This window comes from Nocardia nepalensis (genome assembly GCF_048910785.1).
GTDB classification, from domain to species: domain Bacteria; phylum Actinomycetota; class Actinomycetes; order Mycobacteriales; family Mycobacteriaceae; genus Nocardia; species Nocardia nepalensis.
In genome coordinates this window covers 718,940-739,076 of record NZ_JBKBET010000031.1, presented here as the reverse complement: position 1 = coordinate 739,076, position 20,137 = coordinate 718,940, and the positions used below count along the sequence as shown (strand labels likewise).

Below are 20,137 nucleotides of genomic sequence, written 5' to 3'. Positions count from 1 at the left end.
GACCGTGTTGACGTCGTGATTCGTTGCGCGCGAGGGATCCTGGTTACGGCGTAGGCGATACTGTCGGCAGGGTGCTCATTGGTCTGATGCGTAGCCTCCGTGCTACCAGCGGCGCAGTATGGCGAGTTGTCGCTCGGTGAGTGGGCCGGCCAGTTGTTCTTGGATCTTGTCGAGGTAGGCCAGAATCGCATGATGGGGTGGCGTTCGGTCTGAGCATATTTGTGGGCAACCCCGAAGGCATCGAGTGTCATATCCTGGCTTCCCGCTGTCGGTTGCTACGTGGGTCTCGGCAGTGCGAAGCGATCGCAGCAAGCGGCTATGGGGCCGGTGTGGGTGGTTGTGTCCGGAGGGTGTATCGACCAGTACGCCAACCTCCTGCAGCACCGAAAACTGCTGGTCATCGGCAAATAGCGGGGGCGTGACGGTTCTGGTCCGGTTGCCACAGTTTCGTGCCGTCGACGGGGTACTAAACCTCGATCCACCGATGTGTGTGTGTCTGTCGGTGTGCCGTGAATGAGAAAGTGCCCCTTCGAGCTGGGATGATCACGGTTGTCTAGGCAATGATCGAGTCCGGTTCAGAAGGGGCACTTCGGGTGCATCGCATAGGTTCGCCGCGGAGTCAGCGGTGTTCGATGATGACAATCTCGTGTCGCTGGCCGGGCTGGTGCCGGTGATGCGGCTGGCCGAGCAGATCGGGCTGGTCGAGGTGCTGGCGGAGAAGGTGTCGATCACCGCGCCGCGGATCAAGTCCGGGTCGACGGATCCGGCGCCGAAGTTGGCCACATTGATCGCGGGATGGCGGCTGGCGCGGACAGCATCGACGATGTCGATGTGCTACGCAGTGGCGGCATAACCACCGTGTTCGAGCGGGTGTACGCGCCGTCGACGATCGGGACCCTGTTGCGGGAGTTCACCTTCGGCCACGCCCGTCAGCTCGAGGCGGGCTGCGGGAGCATCTGGCCCGGTTGTGTTGGCGGGTTGATCTGTTGCCCGGCTCGGCTGAGCGGGTGTCCGTCGATATCGACTCGCTAGTGCGTCCGGTGTACGGGGATGCCAAGCAGAGCGCCTCATATGGTCACACCAAGATCGCAGGGAAACCGGTTCTGCGGAAAGGACTTTCACCGCTGGCCACGACTCTCAGCACCGACACCGCCACGCCGGTGGTTGTCGGGATGCGGTTGCGGGCCGGGAAGACCAGCGCGGGCAAGGGTGCCGGGCGGATGGTCGCCCAGGCAATTGCCTGCTCCCGCACGGCTGGAGTTACCGGTGAGATCCTGGTCCGGGGCGATTCGGCCTACGGCACCCGCGCGGTGGTCGGTGCCTGCCGACGCGCCGGTGTTCGGTTCTCGCTCGACGGTATTCGCCGACCTCATCGACGGCCCGCTCGCGCACATGCCCTCTGGGCGGTTCGGAGCGAACTCCGCGTGGGTGTTGTGCGCTGCGATCACGCACAATCTGCTGCGCGCCGCCGGTGCGCTCGCCGACCCCGTCCTGGGCAAAGCCCGCGGGGCCACCCTGCGACGCAAGATCATTGAGAGGTGAGGTGCCGTAGGCGCGCGCGTCAGTTAAGAATCATTCGGTCGCTGTATTGGCGGCTGCGGCTGGTACTCCGGCGGACGGATGGTCGTGAAGATCGCATTTCCCGATCACCCGCCCCTGATGCGCCTGGAACCTGCTGTCCGGATTGCGTCGACGATCGTGATGATGGCGTGGGCGATCGCGTCGAGTTCGACGTCGCTCACGCCATTGGTGCCGGCAGCAAGGTGCTGCATGTAAATTCCATCGATCGCACCGATGGTGTATCGGGACAAGGCGGTTGTATCGCTATCTCCGATGTCGTATGCCTGCGCGAACTCCGCGCTGAACGCGTCTATGAACTTCTGGTAGCTGGCCGCGGCGAGTTCGTCCTTGCCACCGCGCAGCGCCCACAGCAGCAACTCGTACTGCGCGAGGGCGATATCGCGGTCGGTGCGCAGCTTGTCCTGGAATCGGCTGATGAGCGAGCGGGCGACGCTGTGCCGGGTCGGGGGTTCCGGTGAGTCGTGATCGGTCTCCATGACGATGGCGCGCAGCGCGTCGTCGGCGGCCAGGTAGATGTCTTCCTTGCCGTCGAAGCTGTAGTGCAGGGCCGCGAGGTTTACCCCGGCTTCATCTGCGATTCGTCGGGTGCTCGCCGCGGCTAGTCCGTCGCGGGCGATGACTCGCGTGGCGGCTTCGACGATCTTCGATCGTCGTTCGGACGCCGTCAGGTAGGCCATGGCACCGCCGTTCTTGCTCGTAAAAGGTCCTGCGGGCATGCGCCCGTCTCTGTCGAGATTATCCGGTCAGGCGCGCGCAAAGAGACAGTGGACTCCTTTGCTTCGCTGGTTCAGGGTGCTCTACGGGTCCGGTGTGTGTTGACGACCACAATCTATCGCCTAATGTCAGTCATGTGACTCAGTCGTTTGACTGACATCACCGTCGGATCGGCTCGAATCCGCTGCCACGTAACCCAGTGCGGTGCGCGCGACGGCCGTGGTCCGTCCGACACGGGATCGAGCGATACGCCCTTGGGGCGGCGCTCGACAAGAGAAGGAACCCCCACATGACCGTTACCCATGAGGCGGCGGATTCGGCTCGGCAGGCATCGAACGACGCCTCGGCAAATCCGTCCGATCCACGCGTTGTTGTCGAGCGCAATGCGCCACCGTTCGTTCGTGCAGTGGCGACTCGCGCCCGACTGGCTCTCCGGACCGACCATGGTTGCCGCGCATTCGAAGCGCTTGCCGGCACGATCACCCTGCGGTCGGCCATCGATGTACAAGGCGCCCAGGTGCGTCGGACGCCCGAAGGGCTCGAAATCGGTAGTCCGGCCGAGCCGGCCTGTGGAACGATCACGGTAAATCCGGTGTCGTTCGATGTAGTCGACTCGGATCTCGAGCCTGACGCCCGCGCCATTGCGGTGACTCTGATCGATCCCGAACCGTTATCGTTCGCGCTTGCCGCACAGCAGTTCCAGGAGCTTTCAGCAGATCTGCCAGGCATGCCCGGAGTGCGGATGTCGGCAGTGGACACCGGTGCGGTGGCGACCCTCGGGCTCGCGGCCGATCCGTACGAGATCTTCGGCCTCGAACAGGATCTACGCCGAGTTCTGTCTGGAATGGACTGGTTCCCGCATTCCCTGCAAGCCGGCCGATTCGCGATCCGTGGTTCCCTCCGGCAGCTGTCCGTGCTGATCGGTGCGTCGATGAAGGCGGTGTACGGTGTTTGACCTCAATGGTCTCGACGCATGGGTTGACGAGCGGTCGATCCGCACTGTTCGCGCCCAGACTGTGAACCTCGATGGCGTCCTTATCGGAAAGCACCTGGCTCCCAGCAAGTTTCTGTCGGGAGCACGGTCCGGCTGGGGATTCAGTGATATCGCGCTAGCGGTCGACATGGGCAACAGCACGCAACTCGGTTTCGATTTCGGCGACTGGCGCGGCGAGCTGCGTGATGTGGTGCTGCGCCCCGACTTGAAAACGCTCGCCGAGGACGACGCACTCCCGGGGCTGGCCACGGTGATGTGCGACCTGGTCGATCAACATGGTACGGCCCTGCCCGTCTGTTCGCGTTCGACACTGGCTCGGATGGCGGATCTGGTCGCCCAGCGTGGCTACACCGGGAAAGCAGCCATCGAAATCGAGGCGACTGTCTTCGAGGAATCGATCGAACAGGCTCGGGCGCAACAGTTTCGAGATCTGCATCCGCTGGGTGGCACCGGCGCAGCGATCTATGTGCTCAGCCGCTCCCGCGACTTCACCGTCCTGATGGACGCCATGGCGGAACGGTTGCAGCGCTCCGGAATACCTTGGGAAGGCTGGGCCGATGAATCCGCGCACGGGCAGATCGAATTCAACCTTCCGCCGACCGACATCGTGACCGCTGCGGACCGGTATGTGCGCGCCAAGCAGGTCATGCGGGAAGTGGCCTACGAGCACGGACGCACCATTACGTTCATGGCCCGGTGGTCGCCCGATCTCTTCGGTCAGGGCGCGCACATCAATCTGTCGCTCATGCGAGACGAACACAATGTTTTCTTCGATCCCGCTGCGCCGCAGGCTCCTTCGGAGACCATGCGCCATTTCATCGGGGGCGTGCTTGCCACTTTGCCCGCCGCGAGTTCCTTCCAGTTCCCGACAGCGAATTCGTATCGGCGCATTGCGGAGTTCAACGGCCCACCTACCTCGGTGACCTGGGGTATCGATAACAAGAGCACCGCGGTCCGCGCGGTCTGCGCTGGCGAGAAGCTGTCCCGGATCGAATACCGGGTTCCCTCCGCCGATGTGAATATCTATCTGTCGATGGCGTCGTTCCTCGCGGGTGGGCTGATCGGCCTGCGTGACCAGATCGACCCGGGCGAACCATGCGCGGTCATGGCGTGGGCGCTGCCGCCGGGTACACCCAAGCTGGCCGGTACGTTGTCTGAATCGATCGCGGCCCTGGAAGCCGATAGTGCGCTGACCGACCTGCTCGGCGAGGAACTCGTCCGCTATTGGATCGGGACACGGCGGTGGGAGTGGCTGCAATTCCACACCACCGGGGGTGATCCCGAGGCCGGAGTTTCCAGCTGGGAGCTCCAACGCTATTTCGAGCATGTCTGAGGCCGGAGGCCAGGCGGTGCCGATCCGCGCGGCCGTTCTCAACACTGCGCCCGGGCAGCTCGAATTCGAGCAGCTCGAACTGGATTCCCCCGGTCCGCACGAAGTTATCGTCCGGACCGCGGCAGTCGGTCTGTGCCACACCGACCTTCACTACATCGATGCGGTCTGGGGCACGGATCTGCCGGAGGTACTCGGGCACGAGGCGGCGGGGATCGTAACCGCCGTCGGTTCGGAGGTCAGATCTGTCGCGCCCGGCGACCATGTCGTCACCTGTATGTCCGCCTTCTGCGGTCGCTGCCGACACTGCGTTGAAGGCCGATTGACATTGTGCCTCAATCATTCCGCGCTACGCATGCGGTCGCGGGCAGCACTGCTGAACGAGCACGGCCGGGCTGTCGGTCGCATTGGCGGTATAGGCGGCTTTGCCGACCGAATGCTGATACACGAGAACAGCGTTGTCCGCATCGCCACCGAAGTCCCGTTGGACCGGGCATGCCTGCTCGGCTGCGCGACTATCACAGGTGTCGGCGCCGTCTGGCATAGCGCACGCGTACGCCCGGGCTCGTCTGTCGCGGTCATCGGGTGCGGCGGAGTCGGACTGTCGGTTGTCCAAGGCGCCAAGCTGGCCGGGGCAGCGCATATCGTGGCCGTGGACCTCGATGGGCGAAGCCGCGCACAGGCACGTCGCTTCGGCGCAACGGCGGTGGTCGATCCGACCGACGGCGATCCGATAGACAGGGTCCGGGCCATTTGCCCCGCCGGGGTGGACTATTCCTTCGAGGCGATCGGACGCCGGGACACTGTCGAGCAGTCGTTCGCAATGCTCGGCCCAGGCGGCGTCGCAACCGTCCTTGGCATGGTGCCCGATGACCAGCCACTGCGAATCACCGCGTCGGAACTCTTCTTTCACGAGAAGCGGCTGCAGGGTTCCCTCCTGGGCTCGAATCATTTTCCCGCCGATATTCCGCGGCTGGCCGAGCTGTATCTGAGCGGCAGGCTGGACCTGGATTCCATGATCTCGAAGCGGTTCGCCTTCGACGACATCAATGCCGGGGTCGACGCCTTGCGCCGAGGAGGTGTACATCGTGTCGTCGTTGTTTTCGAATGAACCGAATCGCTGCCCGCTGATCGGCATCACCGGCCGCCGGTTTCGTGCGGACCGACTCGATGTGGAGCAACGTTACCGCGCAGCGGAGTTCGACAGCCACTACGCGGACTTTCCGCAACGGATCGCGGATGCAGGTGGATTACCGGTCCAGCTGCCGTATGAGGCGGCGGGAGCGGACGTCGTCCGCCGCCTGGACGGACTGGTCATCTCTGGCGGCCAAGACATCCATCCGGACACACTCGGCGACGGCTCTCCCCCAACCGACCCCGACAGCGATCCCCGCCGTGATGCCCATGAGATCGAATTAGTCCGCGCCGCAGTGGATCTGAATGTGCCGGTGCTCGGGATATGCCGGGGGCTGCAGGTGCTCGCTGTGGCACTCGGCGGCAGTCTGATCGCGGACTTACCTCAGGACGAGATCGATCATCGATCGACGGGCTTCCCGGTCGCAGAGGAAACGCACTATGTCCGATTCATCACGGGATCGACGATGTTCGAGATCTACGGAGCCCACGCTGCGGTGAACTCCCTCCACCATCAGGCGGTCGACCGGCTCGGCGGGGGACTGGCTGCCACCGGGTGGGCTCCGGACGGAGTGGTCGAGGCCATCGAACTGGCCGGTCACGACGTTGTCGGCGTCCAGTGGCATCCGGAGTGGCGGCGCAAGGATCCGATATTCAGCTGGCTCGTGCGGGTCGCAAACACGAAAGGAGGTACCCGATGAAGTTGGATGAATACGCCGCGCTCGACGCGACCGCCCTGGCGGAATTGATCGGTCGCGGCGAGGTGACCCGGACCGAGGTGCTGGACGTCGCACGATCGGCCGTCATCGGGGTGGACTCCGCTCTCGGCGCCGTAGTCGGGCCCATTTTCAACGAAGCGCTCGCACACTCGTCAGTCGGCCCATTGAGCGGAGTGCCTTTCGCGCTCAAGGATCTGCTGTGTACAGCGGCCGGGGTCCCCTCCGAAGGAGGCAGCCGTGCCCTCGCCGGTAACGTCGCGTCTGCCGACTCGGACCTCATGAAGCGCTGGCGCGCAGCTGGTCTCGCGGTCATCTGCCGGAGTGCGGTACCCGAATTCGGTTTCAGCGCCAGCACAGAACCGGCCGCCAACGGGCCGTGCAAGAACCCTTGGAACCTGGAGCGGGTCGCGGGCGGGTCCAGTGGCGGCGCGGCGGCTCTGGTCGCGTCGGGCGCACTGCCGGTCGCACACGGTAACGACGCCGGCGGTTCCATTCGAATCCCCGCGGCGCTGTGCGGGCTGGTCGGGTTGAAGCCGACGCGCGGCCTGGTCCCGCCCGGGCCGGATTTCGACGAGCCGTTGTTCGGCCTGACGACCGAATTCGCGCTCACGCGTACCGTCCGCGATGCCGCACTGCTGCTCGATTCCGTGCACGGGAGTGCCGAAGGCGACAGGTATCACCTCCGTCGGTGGGCATCAGGGACCTTCAGTCGAGCGGCAGGTATGCGTCCACGCGGCCTTCGGATCGCGGTGTGGACGGCAACGCCGGAGGGCGTCGCGGATACACAGTCGGACGTTGCCGCTGAAGTGGAGCGCGTCGGGCGCGCGCTCGAACAGCTCGGACACCGAATCGACTGGGCAACACCGGATATCGATCACGAGCGGTTGAAGCAGCTGACCCTGACATTCTGGTCGGCCTCGATCGCCGACACCGCGCGGGCTCTCGCCGTGGGAGGGCAGATCAGCGACGTCCTGGCGGCCTTCGAGGGAACAACTGCCGCCATGGTGCGGCACGGACTGCCCCTCTCATGGGCCGAGGTCTCAAAGGCACGGGCCTACCAAAACGAGCTGACTCGCCGGATGGGGCGTTTCCTCAGAACGTTCGACCTGCTGCTGACACCCACGACGCGAACCGTCGCCTGGCCGGTCGGCGAGCTGAACGCCGACCGTCACGACCTTACCGCCGCCGCCTGGGTCGACACCCTCGCGGACTACGGATCATTCACCGCGCTCCACAACGTCACCGGCCAACCCGCGATCTCGGTACCGACCGGCGCGACGGCCGATGGATTGCCGATCGGGGTGCAGCTCGCCGCAGCACCCGGCCGAGAAGACCTGCTACTCGGCATCGCCGCGCAGCTCGAAGAGCTGGACCGGTGGAGCCTTCGACGGCCGGCTGTGCACGCGGCGACGCTGGATTCCGAAGGAGCGCAATTAGCGCCTCGTCCGGAAAGGTTGACACGGTAATGCCTGAGAATGGCGATCCGTCATGACCGCCAAAGGATACTTCCCGCCCGACGGTGATGTCCACCTGCGAATCTGGCTGACCGGCGTGGTCTTCGACTACACGGCCACCGCGGTGGCAGTCCGCAACTTGATCGACGATTGGAGGCGAATGCATTGGTGCACAATCGAATTGATACGCGACAATATCGAGGACTGTCGGTTGCTGCCGCGCCTGCCCTGCGAACGATTGTTCCTCGGACCGTGACCAACAGCGCCACAATGCCAGCGAGTCGGGTTGATCAGCGAGCTGCGATCGGGCGCGGGCCATACCGACGCACTCAGCTCCGCGATCTAACGCCGAGCTTTCCACATACTGAACCAACCTTTCCGGACGGGCAATAGTATGAACACACGCCAGGAATGGATGGCCTTCGCCGAGCTTCTCAAACTTCCGTCTGCAATGTGGTTGAACGGCAAGCCATTCGATGGCACCGGCTCCGATCGGCATGCGGTGGTGTCGCCGCACACGGAGACCGCGGTAAGCAGCGTCCCATCGGCCACCGCAGCGGATGTAGACTTCGCCGTCGCCGGGGCTCGCGATGCCTTCGGCAGCGGGGTCTGGGCTGACCTCGCGCCACGCGAGCGCGGCACTGTCTTGCTGCGCTGGGCCGACTTGATCCACCAACACCGTGACGAGCTCGCCGTCCTCATTACCCTCGAGATGGGCAAACCCATTGTCCAAGCGCGAGATATCGAGGTGCGGGCGGCCGAAAACACCTTCAGGTGGTATGGCGAACTCGCCGACAAGATGTACGACGAAGCGCCGCACGGGCTTCGGGGGGCGGTCGCCCTCGTCACGCGGGAACCGGTCGGCGTTGTCGCGGGCATCACCCCTTGGAATTTTCCGCTGACTCTCAGTAGCTGGAAGATCGCACCGGCACTGCTCGCGGGTAACAGCATGGTCATCAAACCCGCGACCCAGGCACCACTGTCTCTGCTGCGTCTGGCCGAAATCGCCTCGGCAGCAGGGCTTCCCGATGGGATTCTGCAGATCGTCACCGGCAGCGGTGGCAGCACGGGAGAAACATTGGCCCGTCATCCGAACGTCGATTGCCTTACTTTCACCGGCTCACCGGACGTGGGCAAGAAGCTGCTCACCTATGCCGGAGAATCCAATGCGAAGGCAGTGCATCTGGAGCTCGGCGGCAAGAGTCCTCAGATAGTCTTCGCCGACGCGCCGGATCTCGCCGTCGCCGCTCGCACTGTGGCCTGGGCGATCACCTTCAACGCTGGCCAGATGTGCACCGCCGGTTCCCGTTTACTCGTCCAGGACACGATCGCCGAACGCTTCGTTGCGACCGTAACCGCCGAGCTGGCGCGCTACCGCGTAGGCGATCCGTTCGACCCCGCCACGGAGATTGGACCGGTAGCCGGACCGCAGCACCGCGCCGAGATCCTGAACTATGCGCGCGAGGCCGTGCGGGAAGGCGCGACGCTCGTGCTGGGAACGCTCGAGGAGTGCACGGGGGCTGGGACGTATCTCGAACCGATTGTCTGCACCAATGTCCGGCCCGATCACAGGCTATTTCAAGAAGAGGTCTTCGGACCCGTCCTAGCGGTCACCACATTCACCGACGAAGCACAGGCGGTGGAGCTGGCCAACGACTCGCAATTCGGCTTGGGCGCGGGGGTCTGGACCTCGAATCTGTCCCGCGCACATCGGCTTTCACGGCGAATCGAGGCAGGTCTGGTGTGGGTGAACTGCTACGAGGAGGGTGACATGACCGTGCCATTCGGCGGCCGCAAACTGTCAGGTCACAGCGTGGACAAGAGCCTCCACGCGCTCTCCAAGTTCACCTCCATGAAAACGACATGGATTCATCTCTAGACGAAGGCACAAGGTATGGCACTCAGTAGCACCGACGGCCATGTCGCCATCATCGGCACCGGCTTTTCCGGGTTGGGCATGGCGATCGCATTGAAAAAGAAGGGAATTCACGACTTCACCCTGCTCGAACGAAGCGACGATGTCGGCGGGACCTGGCGGGACAACACATATCCTGGGGCCGCCTGTGACGTTCCCAGCGTTCTGTACTCGTACTCGTTCGCCCAGAACCCTGGCTGGACTCGGGTCTTTCCACCGTGGTCGGAGCTGCACACGTACTTGCGCACGATCGCGGAGGAATACGGGCTGATGCCGCATATCCGGTTCGGCGCGGAAGTCACGGAAATGAGCTTCGACGAAGGTCATCTCAGTTGGCAGTTGCAACTCGCATCAGGTGAGTCGATGGCAGCGCGATTCGTGGCCAACGCCTCGGGTGGACTGAGCAACCCGTTCATCCCGCACTTGGCCGGGATGGAGACCTTCGAAGGCGAATCGTTCCATTCGGCCCAGTGGCGCCACGACCTCGACCTCGCAGGACGCCGGGTAGCGGTGATCGGTTCTGCAGCCAGCGCAATCCAGTTCGTTCCCGAGATCGCTGCCAAAACCGAAGCTCTATATGTATTCCAGCGGACTCCGAATTGGATCCTGCCACGCGGCGACGCGCCGCTCCCCGAAATGACTCGCAAGACCTTCGCGAGGAGCCCCTGGCGGCAGCGGCTGGTGAGGTGGCGAACCTACTGGGAATTCGAGAGATTGGCCAGTGCCTTCCTCGGTGATCAGCGCCGCGTCCGTGACTATCAGGCGGCAGCGCTCACATATCTCCAGCGAGAGGTTCCGGATCCGGTTCTGCGGGCGAAGGTCACGCCCAACTACGATCCGGGCTGCAAGCGTCGCCTCGTCTCCGACGACTGGTACCCGGCACTGCAACGCGAAAACGTGCACCTCGTCACCGAAGGCGTCGCAGAGATACGGCCCCGGTCGATCGTCACCGCGGCAGGTGCCGAGCACAACCTGGACACCATCATCTTCGCTACGGGATTCCAGCCCACGAACTTCCTCGCTCCCATGAAGGTATTCGGGTGGGGCGGAAGGGAATTGTCCGACGTCTGGCGCGGCGGCGCAGCCACAAAACTCGGCTTGGCAACATCGGGATTCCCGAATCTGTTCTTCCTCAACGGTCCGAACACCGGACTGGGTCATAACTCCGTCGTCTTCATGATCGAAGCGCAGGCCCGCTACATCGCCCGTGCTATTAGCCATATGCGGCAAAAGAACATTGCCGCCCTCGACCTCGATCGGGCCGTGCAGCGTCGCTGCTACGACCGCATTCAGCAACGGATGCGGCGGACCGTATGGTCGTCCGGCGGTTGCACCAGTTGGTATCAGTCCGAGGACGGTCGCATCGACACGCTCTGGCCGGCCACGACCGTCGAGTACTGGGTACGTACCAAGTTCTTCCGCGAATCCGATTACCACCGCCTTACAAGAAAGAAGTGAGAAGTATGGACATTGCACTGCTCGGAACGGGACTGATGGGTTCCGCGCTCGCCAAGGGCTTGCTCGACACCGGGGTCGAGGTCACCGTCTGGAATCGCACCGCGGACAAGTGCGCCGCATTAGCCGAGTGCGGGGCCGTCGTAGCGGCCTCGCCTGGGGCGGCGGTCGCGGCGGCTCCGGCCGTCCTGATCAGCCTGCTGAACTATGACGTCGCGAAATCTGTTCTCGCGGAATGTGGTTCGATCAACGGCAAGGTTATAGTCAACACCGCCACCGGGTCGCCGGAGGAGGCGAACGCGTTCTCCGAGTGGGTGGTCGGGCGGGGTGGCCAGTACCTCGACGGCGCGATCGCCGCCTATCCGGAGGACATAGGCACCGAGAACGCGGGCATCAACTACTCGGGCTCCGAAGCGGCGTGGCACCAGGTACGCGCCCTGCTCATGCCGATCGCGCCGCAGTCGAGGTTTGTGGGAACCAGGCCCGGCGCGGCCAACGTGCTGGATGCCGCGATGGCGGGGGCGTTCTTCAATGTCGCGCTCGGCGCGTTCCACGAAGCCGCGTCGTATGTCCGCGCCGAGGGAGTTGCGGTATCGGAGATGTCCTATGCCCTGCACCTGTGGACCGACAAACTGCTGCAGTTGTTGCGCGAAGCGCTGACCGCCTTCGAATCTCGTGAGTACGCCACCGATCAAGCCACGTTGGAAATCTACACCGCCGCGGTCGAATCCTGGCGGGATTCCATGGTGCGGGCGGGGCAACGCGCCGCGCTCATGACCGCGAATCTGCAAAACCTGCGCCGCGCGTGCGAGGCCGGATATGGCGACCAGGGTCTATTCGCACAAATCGAAACACTCTCCACGCACGCCACTGTCGTCGAATAGAAGGAGGACGCACAATGACGACCGAGACTCGGCTTACCACACTTCCGCCCACCACCACGGTCGACGAGATCGTCGAGGCCATCCAGCGGGACGGCGGCGTCGTCGTCGAGGGCTTCCTCGTCGATGACCGCCTGGCCGAGCTGCGCAGTCAGGTCTATCCGATCTTGGAGAGCACCGGATACGGTGTGGACGAGTTCTTTGCCGGCACTCAAACCCGCAGGGCCGGAGGGCTTTTCGGGCGAGTCGACATGATGTCGGAGATCGCTCTGCACCCGCTCTACTACGGCGCGGCGAAGAAGATCCTCCAGCAGCCGGTAGCCTTGTGGGTCGGTGACGACCGGGTCGAAATAGTCCCCGACATCCAGATCGGTGTCACTCAGGCCATTCAAATCCATTCTGGCCAGGGTGCGCAGCGGCTGCACCGTGACGATGGCAGTTTCCTCTGGCGACACCCCGACTACGGCCGTGAGGGACGAGTCCAGATCATGGTCGCCGTAAGCGATTTTACCGAGGAAAATGGCGGCACCCTCATAATTCCCGGCAGCCACCGATGGGACGACGAGCGTGGACCCAAGCAGGAGGAGGCTATTCCCACTGTTATGCGCGCGGGATCGGCACTGATCTGGATCGGTTCCACCTACCACGGCGGTGGCAAGAATACATCCGACACCGCGCGCACCGGACTGACCATGGCCTTCGATCTGGCCTGTCTGCGCCAGGAGGAGAACCAATACCTCAGCGTTCCAAGGGACAAGCTGGTCGGGTTGTCGGAAGAAGTACAGCGCCTGCTCGGCTGGGGTTCGGGCATTAATCTCATGGGATATGTGGAGCGTGACGGTCAAATGGCCGATCCCCACTTCCTCCTCGAGGACCCCGCTCTCGAACTTCCAACCGTACGCTGACCTGATCGGTTCCGGGGATACGGCGTCCTCGGAACCGATTTAGTCTAGCCCGAGGCGTTTCGTCTCGAGTTTTAGCAGTCCGCATCCAGACGTCGTCGTTCCCGAGTCGCGATCCACGATTTGCTCTTCGACAGGCCGAGACGGACCTCGACCGCATCGCGCTGATCGACGGTTCGTCCGGGATCAGTTGTGACTACCGAGCGTTGCTGGACAGGATCAATGCGATCGCCGGGGCGTCTGCGAGCCGCGGTCTGGAGCCGGGAGATGTCGTCGCGTACGCGTCGAACAGCCCAGGTTCGCGATGGTGCAACGTCTGACCGGGTTCCGCTCGCAATATCCAGTCAATAATCCGGGTCCGTGGCAATGGGATTACGACGAACTCGCTACCCGGCTCGGGCTTTAGCGGGCTTAACGCGGACACCCAACGGCCCCGATGAAGCGGCTATGTCAACGAGATGTATTCCGTTTCGAGGTACTCCTCGATTCCTTCCAGCCCTGCTTCACGACCGAGGCCGGACTGCTTGACGCCGCCGAACGGTGCGGCGACGTCGGAGATGACGCCGCGGTGCGGGGCTGCGCGGCGACGATTCGGGTTCGGCGCTTGCGGCACTGGCGACCGGTCCGAACACTTCCTCAGCACGATGCGCGCGTCAGGTGTGATATCTGCGAGCACGGTCGGCTCGTAGAATCAGCCAGGGCAGGGGAGGATTGAGCCCCCTGTTGTCAGTCTCGCGCCCTTGGCTACCGCGTCGTCGACAAGCTCGGCGACCGCGTTGCGTTGTTTCTGCGTGATGAGCGGTCCTACCTCAACGCCAGTGAGCCAATTCTCAGCCTGCGCATGCGTTCGGTGAGTTGATCGGTGAAGTCTGCGCGCACGGCATTGTCGACGTGGATACGGTTTGTTGCCGTACATGCTTCTCCGTAATTGCGCATCTTCGCGGCCATCGCCCCATCGACTGCGGCATCGGGGTCGGCGTCCCGGAAAACAGGAAGGGAGCGTTGCCACCGAGCTCCATCGAGGTCCGGAGGACGCGAGAAGCGGACTGCGCGAGAAGGACTTTGCCGATAAGGCGTTGCAATCCCCTGGCGGATAATAGGTCTGCCAGGGGATTGCAGTCGTGACCGCTACGCGGCTGCCGAAAGTGTCGCGAGGCCAATGATTCCGGCCACAGCGGCGAGGACGCCGGAAAGCGCGCCTGCTACTGCTCCGAAGAGGGCCAGTTCCGCACCGGTGGATCCCATGATCGTTTCTCCTGAATTAGACTGGTGGGTAATAGAATTGGACACATTTGGTGCACGGGGGGCCTCTGGCTCCGGGCCGCGGCCGCCGCGGCGGGTTTCGATGAGTCACGAACGCTCTTCGACGAGCGCCGCGTCGCCGGGGTCTTCGTCCCATTTGGGTTCGGGTGCCGACGAGGCCTCCCTACGAATGCGAGCGTGGAATGCGAGTGCGAGCGCCGCAGTGGATCCCAACGCGACATAGGACATTGCGCCAGCGGGTTGTAATGGGGGAGAAACGATTCCGCCAATGTAGAGCCACAGTGCTGTCCCAGCCCCGGCGACCATGGCAATAAGAAAGCCGACGTTAGCAGCACGCTCACGAATCAGCAGGACGGCCGCTCCCACGCATACCAGGACATAGGGTGCTACCCAGAAATAGACGACCAGCGTCGATACCGCGCTGTACAGCGATGGCAGCGGTCCTCCGAAACCGAGGGCAAGCACGCAGATTCCGCAGAAGCCGGCGAGGATTGTCAGCGTTATCGCGGCTCCCGGACTGTGGAAACGCGGATTCACCTCTGCGAATCGGCTTGGGAGCAGACCTCGGATGGAAAGGGTCGCCACAAGTCGTGACCCATAGTTGACGAAGCCGATCAGGGCGGCGAAAGTTGCGATCGCGAGAACCAGATCGGTCGCTTTGCCGAAGGTGTCAGGTAGTCCGGCCTCATGGGCCAACACGGTCGACGAAGAGGCGCCGTCGAGAATCGCACCCCGGGCGGCCATGATTCCCGGTGCTTGGAGAACTGTCGCTGCTATATAGAGCGACCCGAGCACGATGGGCACACTCATGACGGCCACCGGCACACTGCGTTTTGGGTCGCGAGTCTCCCTGGCCAGAGCGGCGCTACCTTCGAATCCGACGAGAAATGCTGAGCCCGAGGCGATTCCGGCGACTATCGATGTGAACGTCGTACCGTGGAGCGACAGTTGTTCGTGTAGGGCCAACCCGGTGTGTGCGGCGCTGGCGCCGGTTATGAGCAGCAACAAAGGCAGGCAAATGACGGTCAAAACCACTGCTATCAAAACCGAAACGTCCAGGCCGCGGTAGGTGATGACCGCGACGATCGCGGAGGCGACGGCGTAGATCGCGAGCTGCGTCGGCTTCCCCAGCCCGTCGTCGATGCCGATCGATACCAAGAAACTGCCGGTGTACGCACCGATCACGAGCAGGATGCTCGCGACCATCGCTAGATACCCGAGTAGGAGCGATGCTGCGGTGATAGACCGGGCCCATGGCCCGAACACGTCGCCGATGTACGCGAACAGCGAGCCCGACGCGGTGTCGCGGCGTGCGAAGACGGTCACTGCCATACCTATGCAAATCACCGCAATCGCGGAAATCAGCGCGGCGATCCAGCTTCCCCATCCCGCATTGACTACGAGCAGCATCGGGAACGAGGCCATCCCGACGGCAGGGATCATCGAGCAGATCGCGAGCGAGGTGAGGCCGGCGTGGCCGAGCCGTCCCGGGTCGCTCTCTTCAAGCCCGTCGGGCAGGTCCAGCGAGCCGGAGTGGGATGTTTCGGACATGGTGATTCCTTGAAATATTGGGCTGCAAGAGAATTCGGCACGAAAAAACAATCAGCAGCCAACTAATGGACGACGAGAATCGCGCGCCGGTAAGAGCACTTGTCCGGTACGTGATGTCAGTCACACGACTAAGTCGTGTGACTGAGAATAGAGGCGGTCCCCCGCTCCGTCAATCAGTTCGGGAAAATTGTCTGCCGTGTGCTCGCGGTGCCCCAGGCATTCCTGCCCTTGCTCGGCGCGGGAAAGACGCGGCGAGGCGCGCCCGGGCGGATCGTCAACGTCAGCTCCATCAGCGGCGACGGGTGTCGAGTGATCGCGGGAACAGTAGGGGCTGTTCGTGTAGTTCTTCGAGTCCCATACGACCACGCATCGAACTGGCCGTTCGGGTCGCGGGCACGGCTGGCGGTCGGTAAGGGCCATCGATCCGAACTCTCAGCGCATGGATTGCGGCGTGTACTTGCACCGGAGTTGGGTACGGCCAGAGCGAGTCGTCCTGGCCGAGGACGGTTTCGTCGGCAGACAGGAGGGCTTCTCGATGACAACAGCAGCAGACATCATGACCGCAGGAGTGGAGTGTGTGCGATCCAGTGACTCGGTGGTGGAGGCGGCGCAGCGGATGGCCGAGCTGAATGTGGGCTCACTGCCGATCTGTGGTGAGGACAACAAGTTGAAGGGCATGCTCACCGATCGCGACATCGTGGTCAAAGTGATCGCGCAACGGAAGGATCCGCTCGGGGTGAAGGCAGGTGAACTCGGCACGGGGGTCCCGGTCACTGTGGATGCGATCGATGATGTGCGGAAGGTGATGTCGATCATGTCGCAGCATCAGGTGCGTCGCGTACCTGTCTTGGAAGGTGGGCGGCTGGTTGGCATTATTGCCCAGGCCGATGTCGCCACCGCGCTGGGCAACGAAGAGGCCGGGAGCACGGTCGAGGCGATTTCTACCGACTTCGATAGCTACTGACCTGGGCAGACGAGAAGGTTGACGCGAGACAATGCTGGCCGTTCCGGGGTGTAACCGGTACTGGCGTGCGCTGTCAGACCCGTGCCGTGTCAGATCATGTAATGGACAGCATGGTGCGACGGCGTCTCGCGGTCCTTCGTCATGTCGAGGAAGTCTTCGGCGACGTCGCGATGGCCTGCCGTTACTTCCGGCCAGCCGACCGACCTACTACACGTGGCCGCGCAGCGACGCAGGGCGGAATCTGTCAAAGCCGATGAGACCGGTCAGGCCGCGAATTCTGTGTTGATGTTCTCCTTGGTGGCTTCGTTGATTCAGGGCCGCGCTCGGTAGCTTGGGTCGGGTGGGTGGTCGTCGAAACCGGGTCGGGTTGGCGGCGTAGGCGGCGGCAAGTACCGAGCCGCGCTCGGCGCGGATCTGGTGGGCGGTGCCGTCGTGAACCGTTGCAGGAGTGTGCAATCCGATTCCCGGTTGCTGCAGTCATTTGTGACTCGGGTTGCGCGTGATTACTTCGCGAGCGGGCTGCCCGGCGCTCGGCGTCGCCGGCTGCAGTAGCGATAGTGAACCCGCCCGGCAGGCCCGGCGCTGGCAGCTCGGCCAGGTCGTGAATGTACCTGCGGAAGAATGGTCCATCCTCCTGCGGTGCGTAACCGCGTCCCGACAACGACGCACGTCCGTGGTGATCGGTTGCTGGATTGTTGACGCAACGTTGTTCGGGGCAGCGGCGGTCTCCTTGCCGCGGTTCGCGCTACCCGTGTTCGGCAGCGCCTAGCGTGACGGATTGACGGCGCGTGTGCTCTGCTTGTGATCCGGTCCCGGACGGTCCTGCTCACGGTGTTGCAGAGCGCGTACCGTCATTGTGCCTGCGGCGATGAGCACGGCAGCAATTGCGACGAACACGATCTGTGGCCGATCCAAGGTGTTGTCACCGGCGAGGAGATACCACGCGATATTGATCAGCCAATGCCCGATCGACGCGACCAGCACACGCTGGCGGAAACTCCCGTTGCCCAGGTATCCGAGCACGATGGCGAACGCCATCGCCGAGACGAAGAAGCAGACCGCGGTCACCGGGCCCGCCGCGAATGCCTGGACATGCCACAGTGCCCAGGTCACCCCTGTCGCAGAAATTGCCGCGAACCTGGTCATTCGAGATTCCAGTATCGGCTGCATCAGGCCCCGCCAACCAATCTCCTCGCCGCCCGCGCCGAGGAGTTGGAGCACCAGAAACACTGCGAAAGGAAGACCCCCGACTGCCGCGGGGCCGACAAGGGCGGTGCCCGACACGACAGCCGCCATGGTGATCAACAGGCAGAAAAGCACGCAAGCCGTGACCACCGCCACGACACTCGCGCCTACTCGCCGGAAGGAGACTGCTGCGGGCAGCACTCCGGCGACGGTCTTCCTGAACGTCAGCCAGGTTGCCAGCGCGCCCAGCGCCGGGCCGAACTGGACCAGTGACAGCGCCGACGGGTCAATGCCCGAAAGAGGTTGCACCACAAGTAAGGCAACCGAGGCGGCAAGGGTGGACAGCACGTAGACGCCGAGTGCGGCCCAGACCCTTGCAGTGGTCGGCGACTGCATTGCGCACACGGGGCCAGGCTGGGCGTTGCTGGTATCGGTGGGGCTCACGTTACTTACCTTGTCCGTCGATATCCGCCCCGCGCATCACCCTGAGGTCCTGATGATCTTTGTACCAAAGTATTAGGCGCGACCGGTCCCCAGGGACAGGTAACTCCAGCCTGCAGTGGTCGGCAAAGCGAGCGCGGCAAGTGCCCCACGACTGGACATGGACGCAACGATCAACCTGCGTTGGGTTGGTGGCAGAACACCCCAACTTGCGCCAGAGCCTTGGCAATACGACAGATCACTGGCATACCACAGATAGGAGTCCTCATCAGCCAAGGGTGGATGACCTCGGCGGGCTGGAGCAGCGTGGCTACTTCGGTGTGACGTCGTTGGTCGGTGGATGGTGACGTCGGTGTGGATCGGAAGATGTTCGTACCGGCGAAATTGACGTCGTGATCTTGATTGCGTGCTCGGATGCTGACCAAATGTCGGTTCGGAAAGAACGTGTCCTGCGCCTCGCCGTGACACCCGGAGCGCCACCGCGGCTGGCGTCGGCGTTGCGACGGGCCGCCGCAGATCCTGCCCCCGAGATCACCGACCTACAGACCGCCGAGCAGCTGCCCCGGCTCCGGGGCGGTGCGCTCGATGCCGGAGTACTGCTATTGCCCGCGGATGTGGCGGGCCTGCACCATGTCACGATCGAGCACGCCGAACTCGGGGTGGTGGTCGCGACCGGCCATCGACTGGCCGGACGGCATGCGGTGCGGTGGGCCGACCTCGAGGGCAGCGCACTGCTGTGGTTCGCGCGTTCGTCGGTCCGGCCGGTCTGGGATGTGTGGCCGGGCGACGGATTGGTCTGGGTGCCGTTCGCCGCTGACGCACTCCGAATCCGCTATGCCCTGGTGTGGAATCCGGCCGATTCATTCGCCGCGCGATACCGCGAGATCGCCGCTGACCTGGTGGCTGCGGATCCACCGCACACCCATCCGGTATTACCTCGTGGACAGCGGTACCCACGATCGGCTGTCGAAACCGATCGGGCCGCACCGCGGTAGGACTTCGTTGCGGCGCAACCTGTATCCAGGAAGGTAAACACATGGCGCTCACCTCGTGGGGATTCAATCTACACCGCAGCCGGCAGTGACCCGAGCCGGGAGACCGTTGTCGAAACACCCGCCTGCCGGTCGGTGTTCGTCGGCGTGGACCGTCCGGAACAGGCCATCGCTGTGGCACGCCGACTCGTCGATAGCGGTGCTCAGCTGATCGAGCTGTGCGGCGGGTTCGGCCCGCTGTGGACTGCCCGGGTTATCGAGGCCGTTCCGGGGGTGGTTCTGGTAGGTGCGGTTGCCTACGGTGTGGAGGCCGTCGATCAGGTACATGCACTTTTCGAGGGCTGATCGTTACCCATATACCAACGCAGACAACAGCCTTCAGAACAACCGAGGGGGCACCGCGCAGCAGTGCCCCCTCGCCTTCCGGTCAAAGCTTCCGCCGGTCCGTCCTGAGCGCGCTGACGATATCGATCACCCCGACAACTACGAGGACGGCGCCGAGTGGCCCACCTCGGAACCAGACGAATTCGGTGTCCCGCGCGAAGAGCCACAATGCTGCGCCGGCGACGACGAGCAATACCCCGAAACCGGCCACAAATCGTATCTGCATGCTGCAATCCTGGCGCCCCCGTCGGGTGCGATTCATCGGCCGTAAGGCGGTG

The 20,137-nt window shown here is 63.6% G+C and carries 17 protein-coding genes and 2 pseudogenes; 14 read left to right on the top strand and 5 right to left on the bottom strand.

Annotated elements, in window-relative coordinates; genetic code table 11:
* Positions 1-625 precede the first annotated feature (625 nt).
* A pseudogene (locus tag ACHQ4I_RS28230) lies at positions 626-1,533 on the top strand (transposase); the annotation flags it as partial.
* A gap of 113 nt (positions 1,534-1,646) precedes the next feature.
* Here the strand turns inward: ACHQ4I_RS28230 and ACHQ4I_RS28225 are convergent.
* Entirely contained in the window at positions 1,647-2,297 is a 651-nt protein-coding gene (locus tag ACHQ4I_RS28225) for a TetR/AcrR family transcriptional regulator (RefSeq protein WP_420774877.1), read from the bottom strand.
* A 287-nt stretch (positions 2,298-2,584) separates the two neighbouring features.
* On the opposite strand from ACHQ4I_RS28225, the gene ACHQ4I_RS28220 reads away from it, so the two are divergent.
* The 10 genes from ACHQ4I_RS28220 to ACHQ4I_RS28175 all read left to right on the top strand — a co-directional run bounded on the left by ACHQ4I_RS28220 (position 2,585) and on the right by ACHQ4I_RS28175 (position 13,082).
* The gene (locus tag ACHQ4I_RS28220; protein WP_420774876.1) at positions 2,585-3,250 is read left to right on the top strand and encodes a hypothetical protein; all 666 of its coding nucleotides are present in this window, start codon (positions 2,585-2,587) and stop codon (positions 3,248-3,250) included.
* Entirely contained in the window at positions 3,243-4,622 is a 1,380-nt protein-coding gene (locus tag ACHQ4I_RS28215; protein ID WP_420774875.1) for a glutamine synthetase family protein, read from the top strand. The genes ACHQ4I_RS28220 and ACHQ4I_RS28215 overlap by 8 nt, the downstream gene beginning before the upstream one ends.
* Positions 4,615-5,730: a Zn-dependent alcohol dehydrogenase gene (locus ACHQ4I_RS28210; RefSeq protein ID WP_420774874.1), complete on the top strand. Its 1,116-nt coding sequence runs from the start codon at positions 4,615-4,617 to the stop codon at positions 5,728-5,730. Before ACHQ4I_RS28215 ends, ACHQ4I_RS28210 begins: the two co-directional genes overlap by 8 nt.
* Complete coding sequence (locus tag ACHQ4I_RS28205; protein ID WP_420774873.1) at positions 5,708-6,454, top strand: gamma-glutamyl-gamma-aminobutyrate hydrolase family protein; 747 nt, start codon at positions 5,708-5,710, stop codon at positions 6,452-6,454. The genes ACHQ4I_RS28210 and ACHQ4I_RS28205 overlap by 23 nt, the downstream gene beginning before the upstream one ends.
* Positions 6,451-7,938: an amidase gene (locus tag ACHQ4I_RS28200; protein ID WP_420774872.1), complete on the top strand. Its 1,488-nt coding sequence runs from the start codon at positions 6,451-6,453 to the stop codon at positions 7,936-7,938. The genes ACHQ4I_RS28205 and ACHQ4I_RS28200 overlap by 4 nt, the downstream gene beginning before the upstream one ends.
* 22 nt (positions 7,939-7,960) lie before the next feature.
* The gene (locus tag ACHQ4I_RS28195; protein WP_420774871.1) at positions 7,961-8,182 is read left to right on the top strand and encodes a hypothetical protein; all 222 of its coding nucleotides are present in this window, start codon (positions 7,961-7,963) and stop codon (positions 8,180-8,182) included.
* Between the two features lie 138 nt (positions 8,183-8,320).
* Positions 8,321-9,805, top strand: coding sequence for an aldehyde dehydrogenase family protein (locus ACHQ4I_RS28190; RefSeq protein ID WP_420774870.1), 1,485 nt, complete (start codon positions 8,321-8,323; stop codon positions 9,803-9,805).
* A gap of 15 nt (positions 9,806-9,820) precedes the next feature.
* Positions 9,821-11,299: a flavin-containing monooxygenase gene (locus tag ACHQ4I_RS28185; protein WP_420774869.1), complete on the top strand. Its 1,479-nt coding sequence runs from the start codon at positions 9,821-9,823 to the stop codon at positions 11,297-11,299.
* Positions 11,300-11,304: 5 nt separating this feature from the next.
* The gene (locus tag ACHQ4I_RS28180; protein WP_420774868.1) at positions 11,305-12,180 is read left to right on the top strand and encodes an NAD(P)-binding domain-containing protein; all 876 of its coding nucleotides are present in this window, start codon (positions 11,305-11,307) and stop codon (positions 12,178-12,180) included.
* Between the two features lie 14 nt (positions 12,181-12,194).
* The gene (locus ACHQ4I_RS28175; RefSeq protein ID WP_420774867.1) at positions 12,195-13,082 is read left to right on the top strand and encodes a phytanoyl-CoA dioxygenase family protein; all 888 of its coding nucleotides are present in this window, start codon (positions 12,195-12,197) and stop codon (positions 13,080-13,082) included.
* A 442-nt stretch (positions 13,083-13,524) separates the two neighbouring features.
* On the opposite strand, the pseudogene ACHQ4I_RS28170 reads toward ACHQ4I_RS28175, so the two are convergent.
* Positions 13,525-14,149 (bottom strand): annotated as a pseudogene (locus tag ACHQ4I_RS28170) (aldehyde dehydrogenase family protein); the annotation flags it as partial.
* Between the two features lie 280 nt (positions 14,150-14,429).
* The gene (locus tag ACHQ4I_RS28165; RefSeq protein WP_420774866.1) at positions 14,430-15,893 is read right to left on the bottom strand and encodes an APC family permease; all 1,464 of its coding nucleotides are present in this window, start codon (positions 15,891-15,893) and stop codon (positions 14,430-14,432) included.
* Between the two features lie 535 nt (positions 15,894-16,428).
* Here ACHQ4I_RS28165 and ACHQ4I_RS28160 point away from each other — a divergent pair.
* Positions 16,429-16,857 carry a CBS domain-containing protein gene (locus ACHQ4I_RS28160; RefSeq protein WP_420774865.1) on the top strand — a complete coding sequence of 143 codons (429 nt, stop codon included), beginning with the start codon at positions 16,429-16,431 and terminating at the stop codon, positions 16,855-16,857.
* Between the two features lie 765 nt (positions 16,858-17,622).
* Here ACHQ4I_RS28160 and ACHQ4I_RS28155 read toward each other — a convergent pair.
* Positions 17,623-18,486 (bottom strand): CPBP family intramembrane glutamic endopeptidase, encoded by an 864-nt coding sequence (locus tag ACHQ4I_RS28155; protein WP_420774864.1) that lies wholly within the window; start codon positions 18,484-18,486, stop codon positions 17,623-17,625.
* 422 nt (positions 18,487-18,908) lie between these two features.
* On the opposite strand from ACHQ4I_RS28155, the gene ACHQ4I_RS28150 reads away from it, so the two are divergent.
* Both ACHQ4I_RS28150 and ACHQ4I_RS28145 read left to right on the top strand, forming a co-directional pair.
* The gene (locus ACHQ4I_RS28150) at positions 18,909-19,478 is read left to right on the top strand and encodes a LysR substrate-binding domain-containing protein (RefSeq protein WP_420774863.1); all 570 of its coding nucleotides are present in this window, start codon (positions 18,909-18,911) and stop codon (positions 19,476-19,478) included.
* Positions 19,479-19,544: 66 nt separating this feature from the next.
* Entirely contained in the window at positions 19,545-19,820 is a 276-nt protein-coding gene (locus ACHQ4I_RS28145; RefSeq protein WP_420774967.1) for a DUF6506 family protein, read from the top strand.
* 82 nt (positions 19,821-19,902) lie between these two features.
* Here the strand turns inward: ACHQ4I_RS28145 and ACHQ4I_RS28140 are convergent, their stop codons facing one another.
* A complete protein-coding gene (locus ACHQ4I_RS28140; RefSeq protein WP_420774862.1) occupies positions 19,903-20,085 on the bottom strand; it encodes a hypothetical protein in 183 nt (60 codons plus the stop codon).
* Between the last annotated feature and the right edge of the window lie 52 nt (positions 20,086-20,137).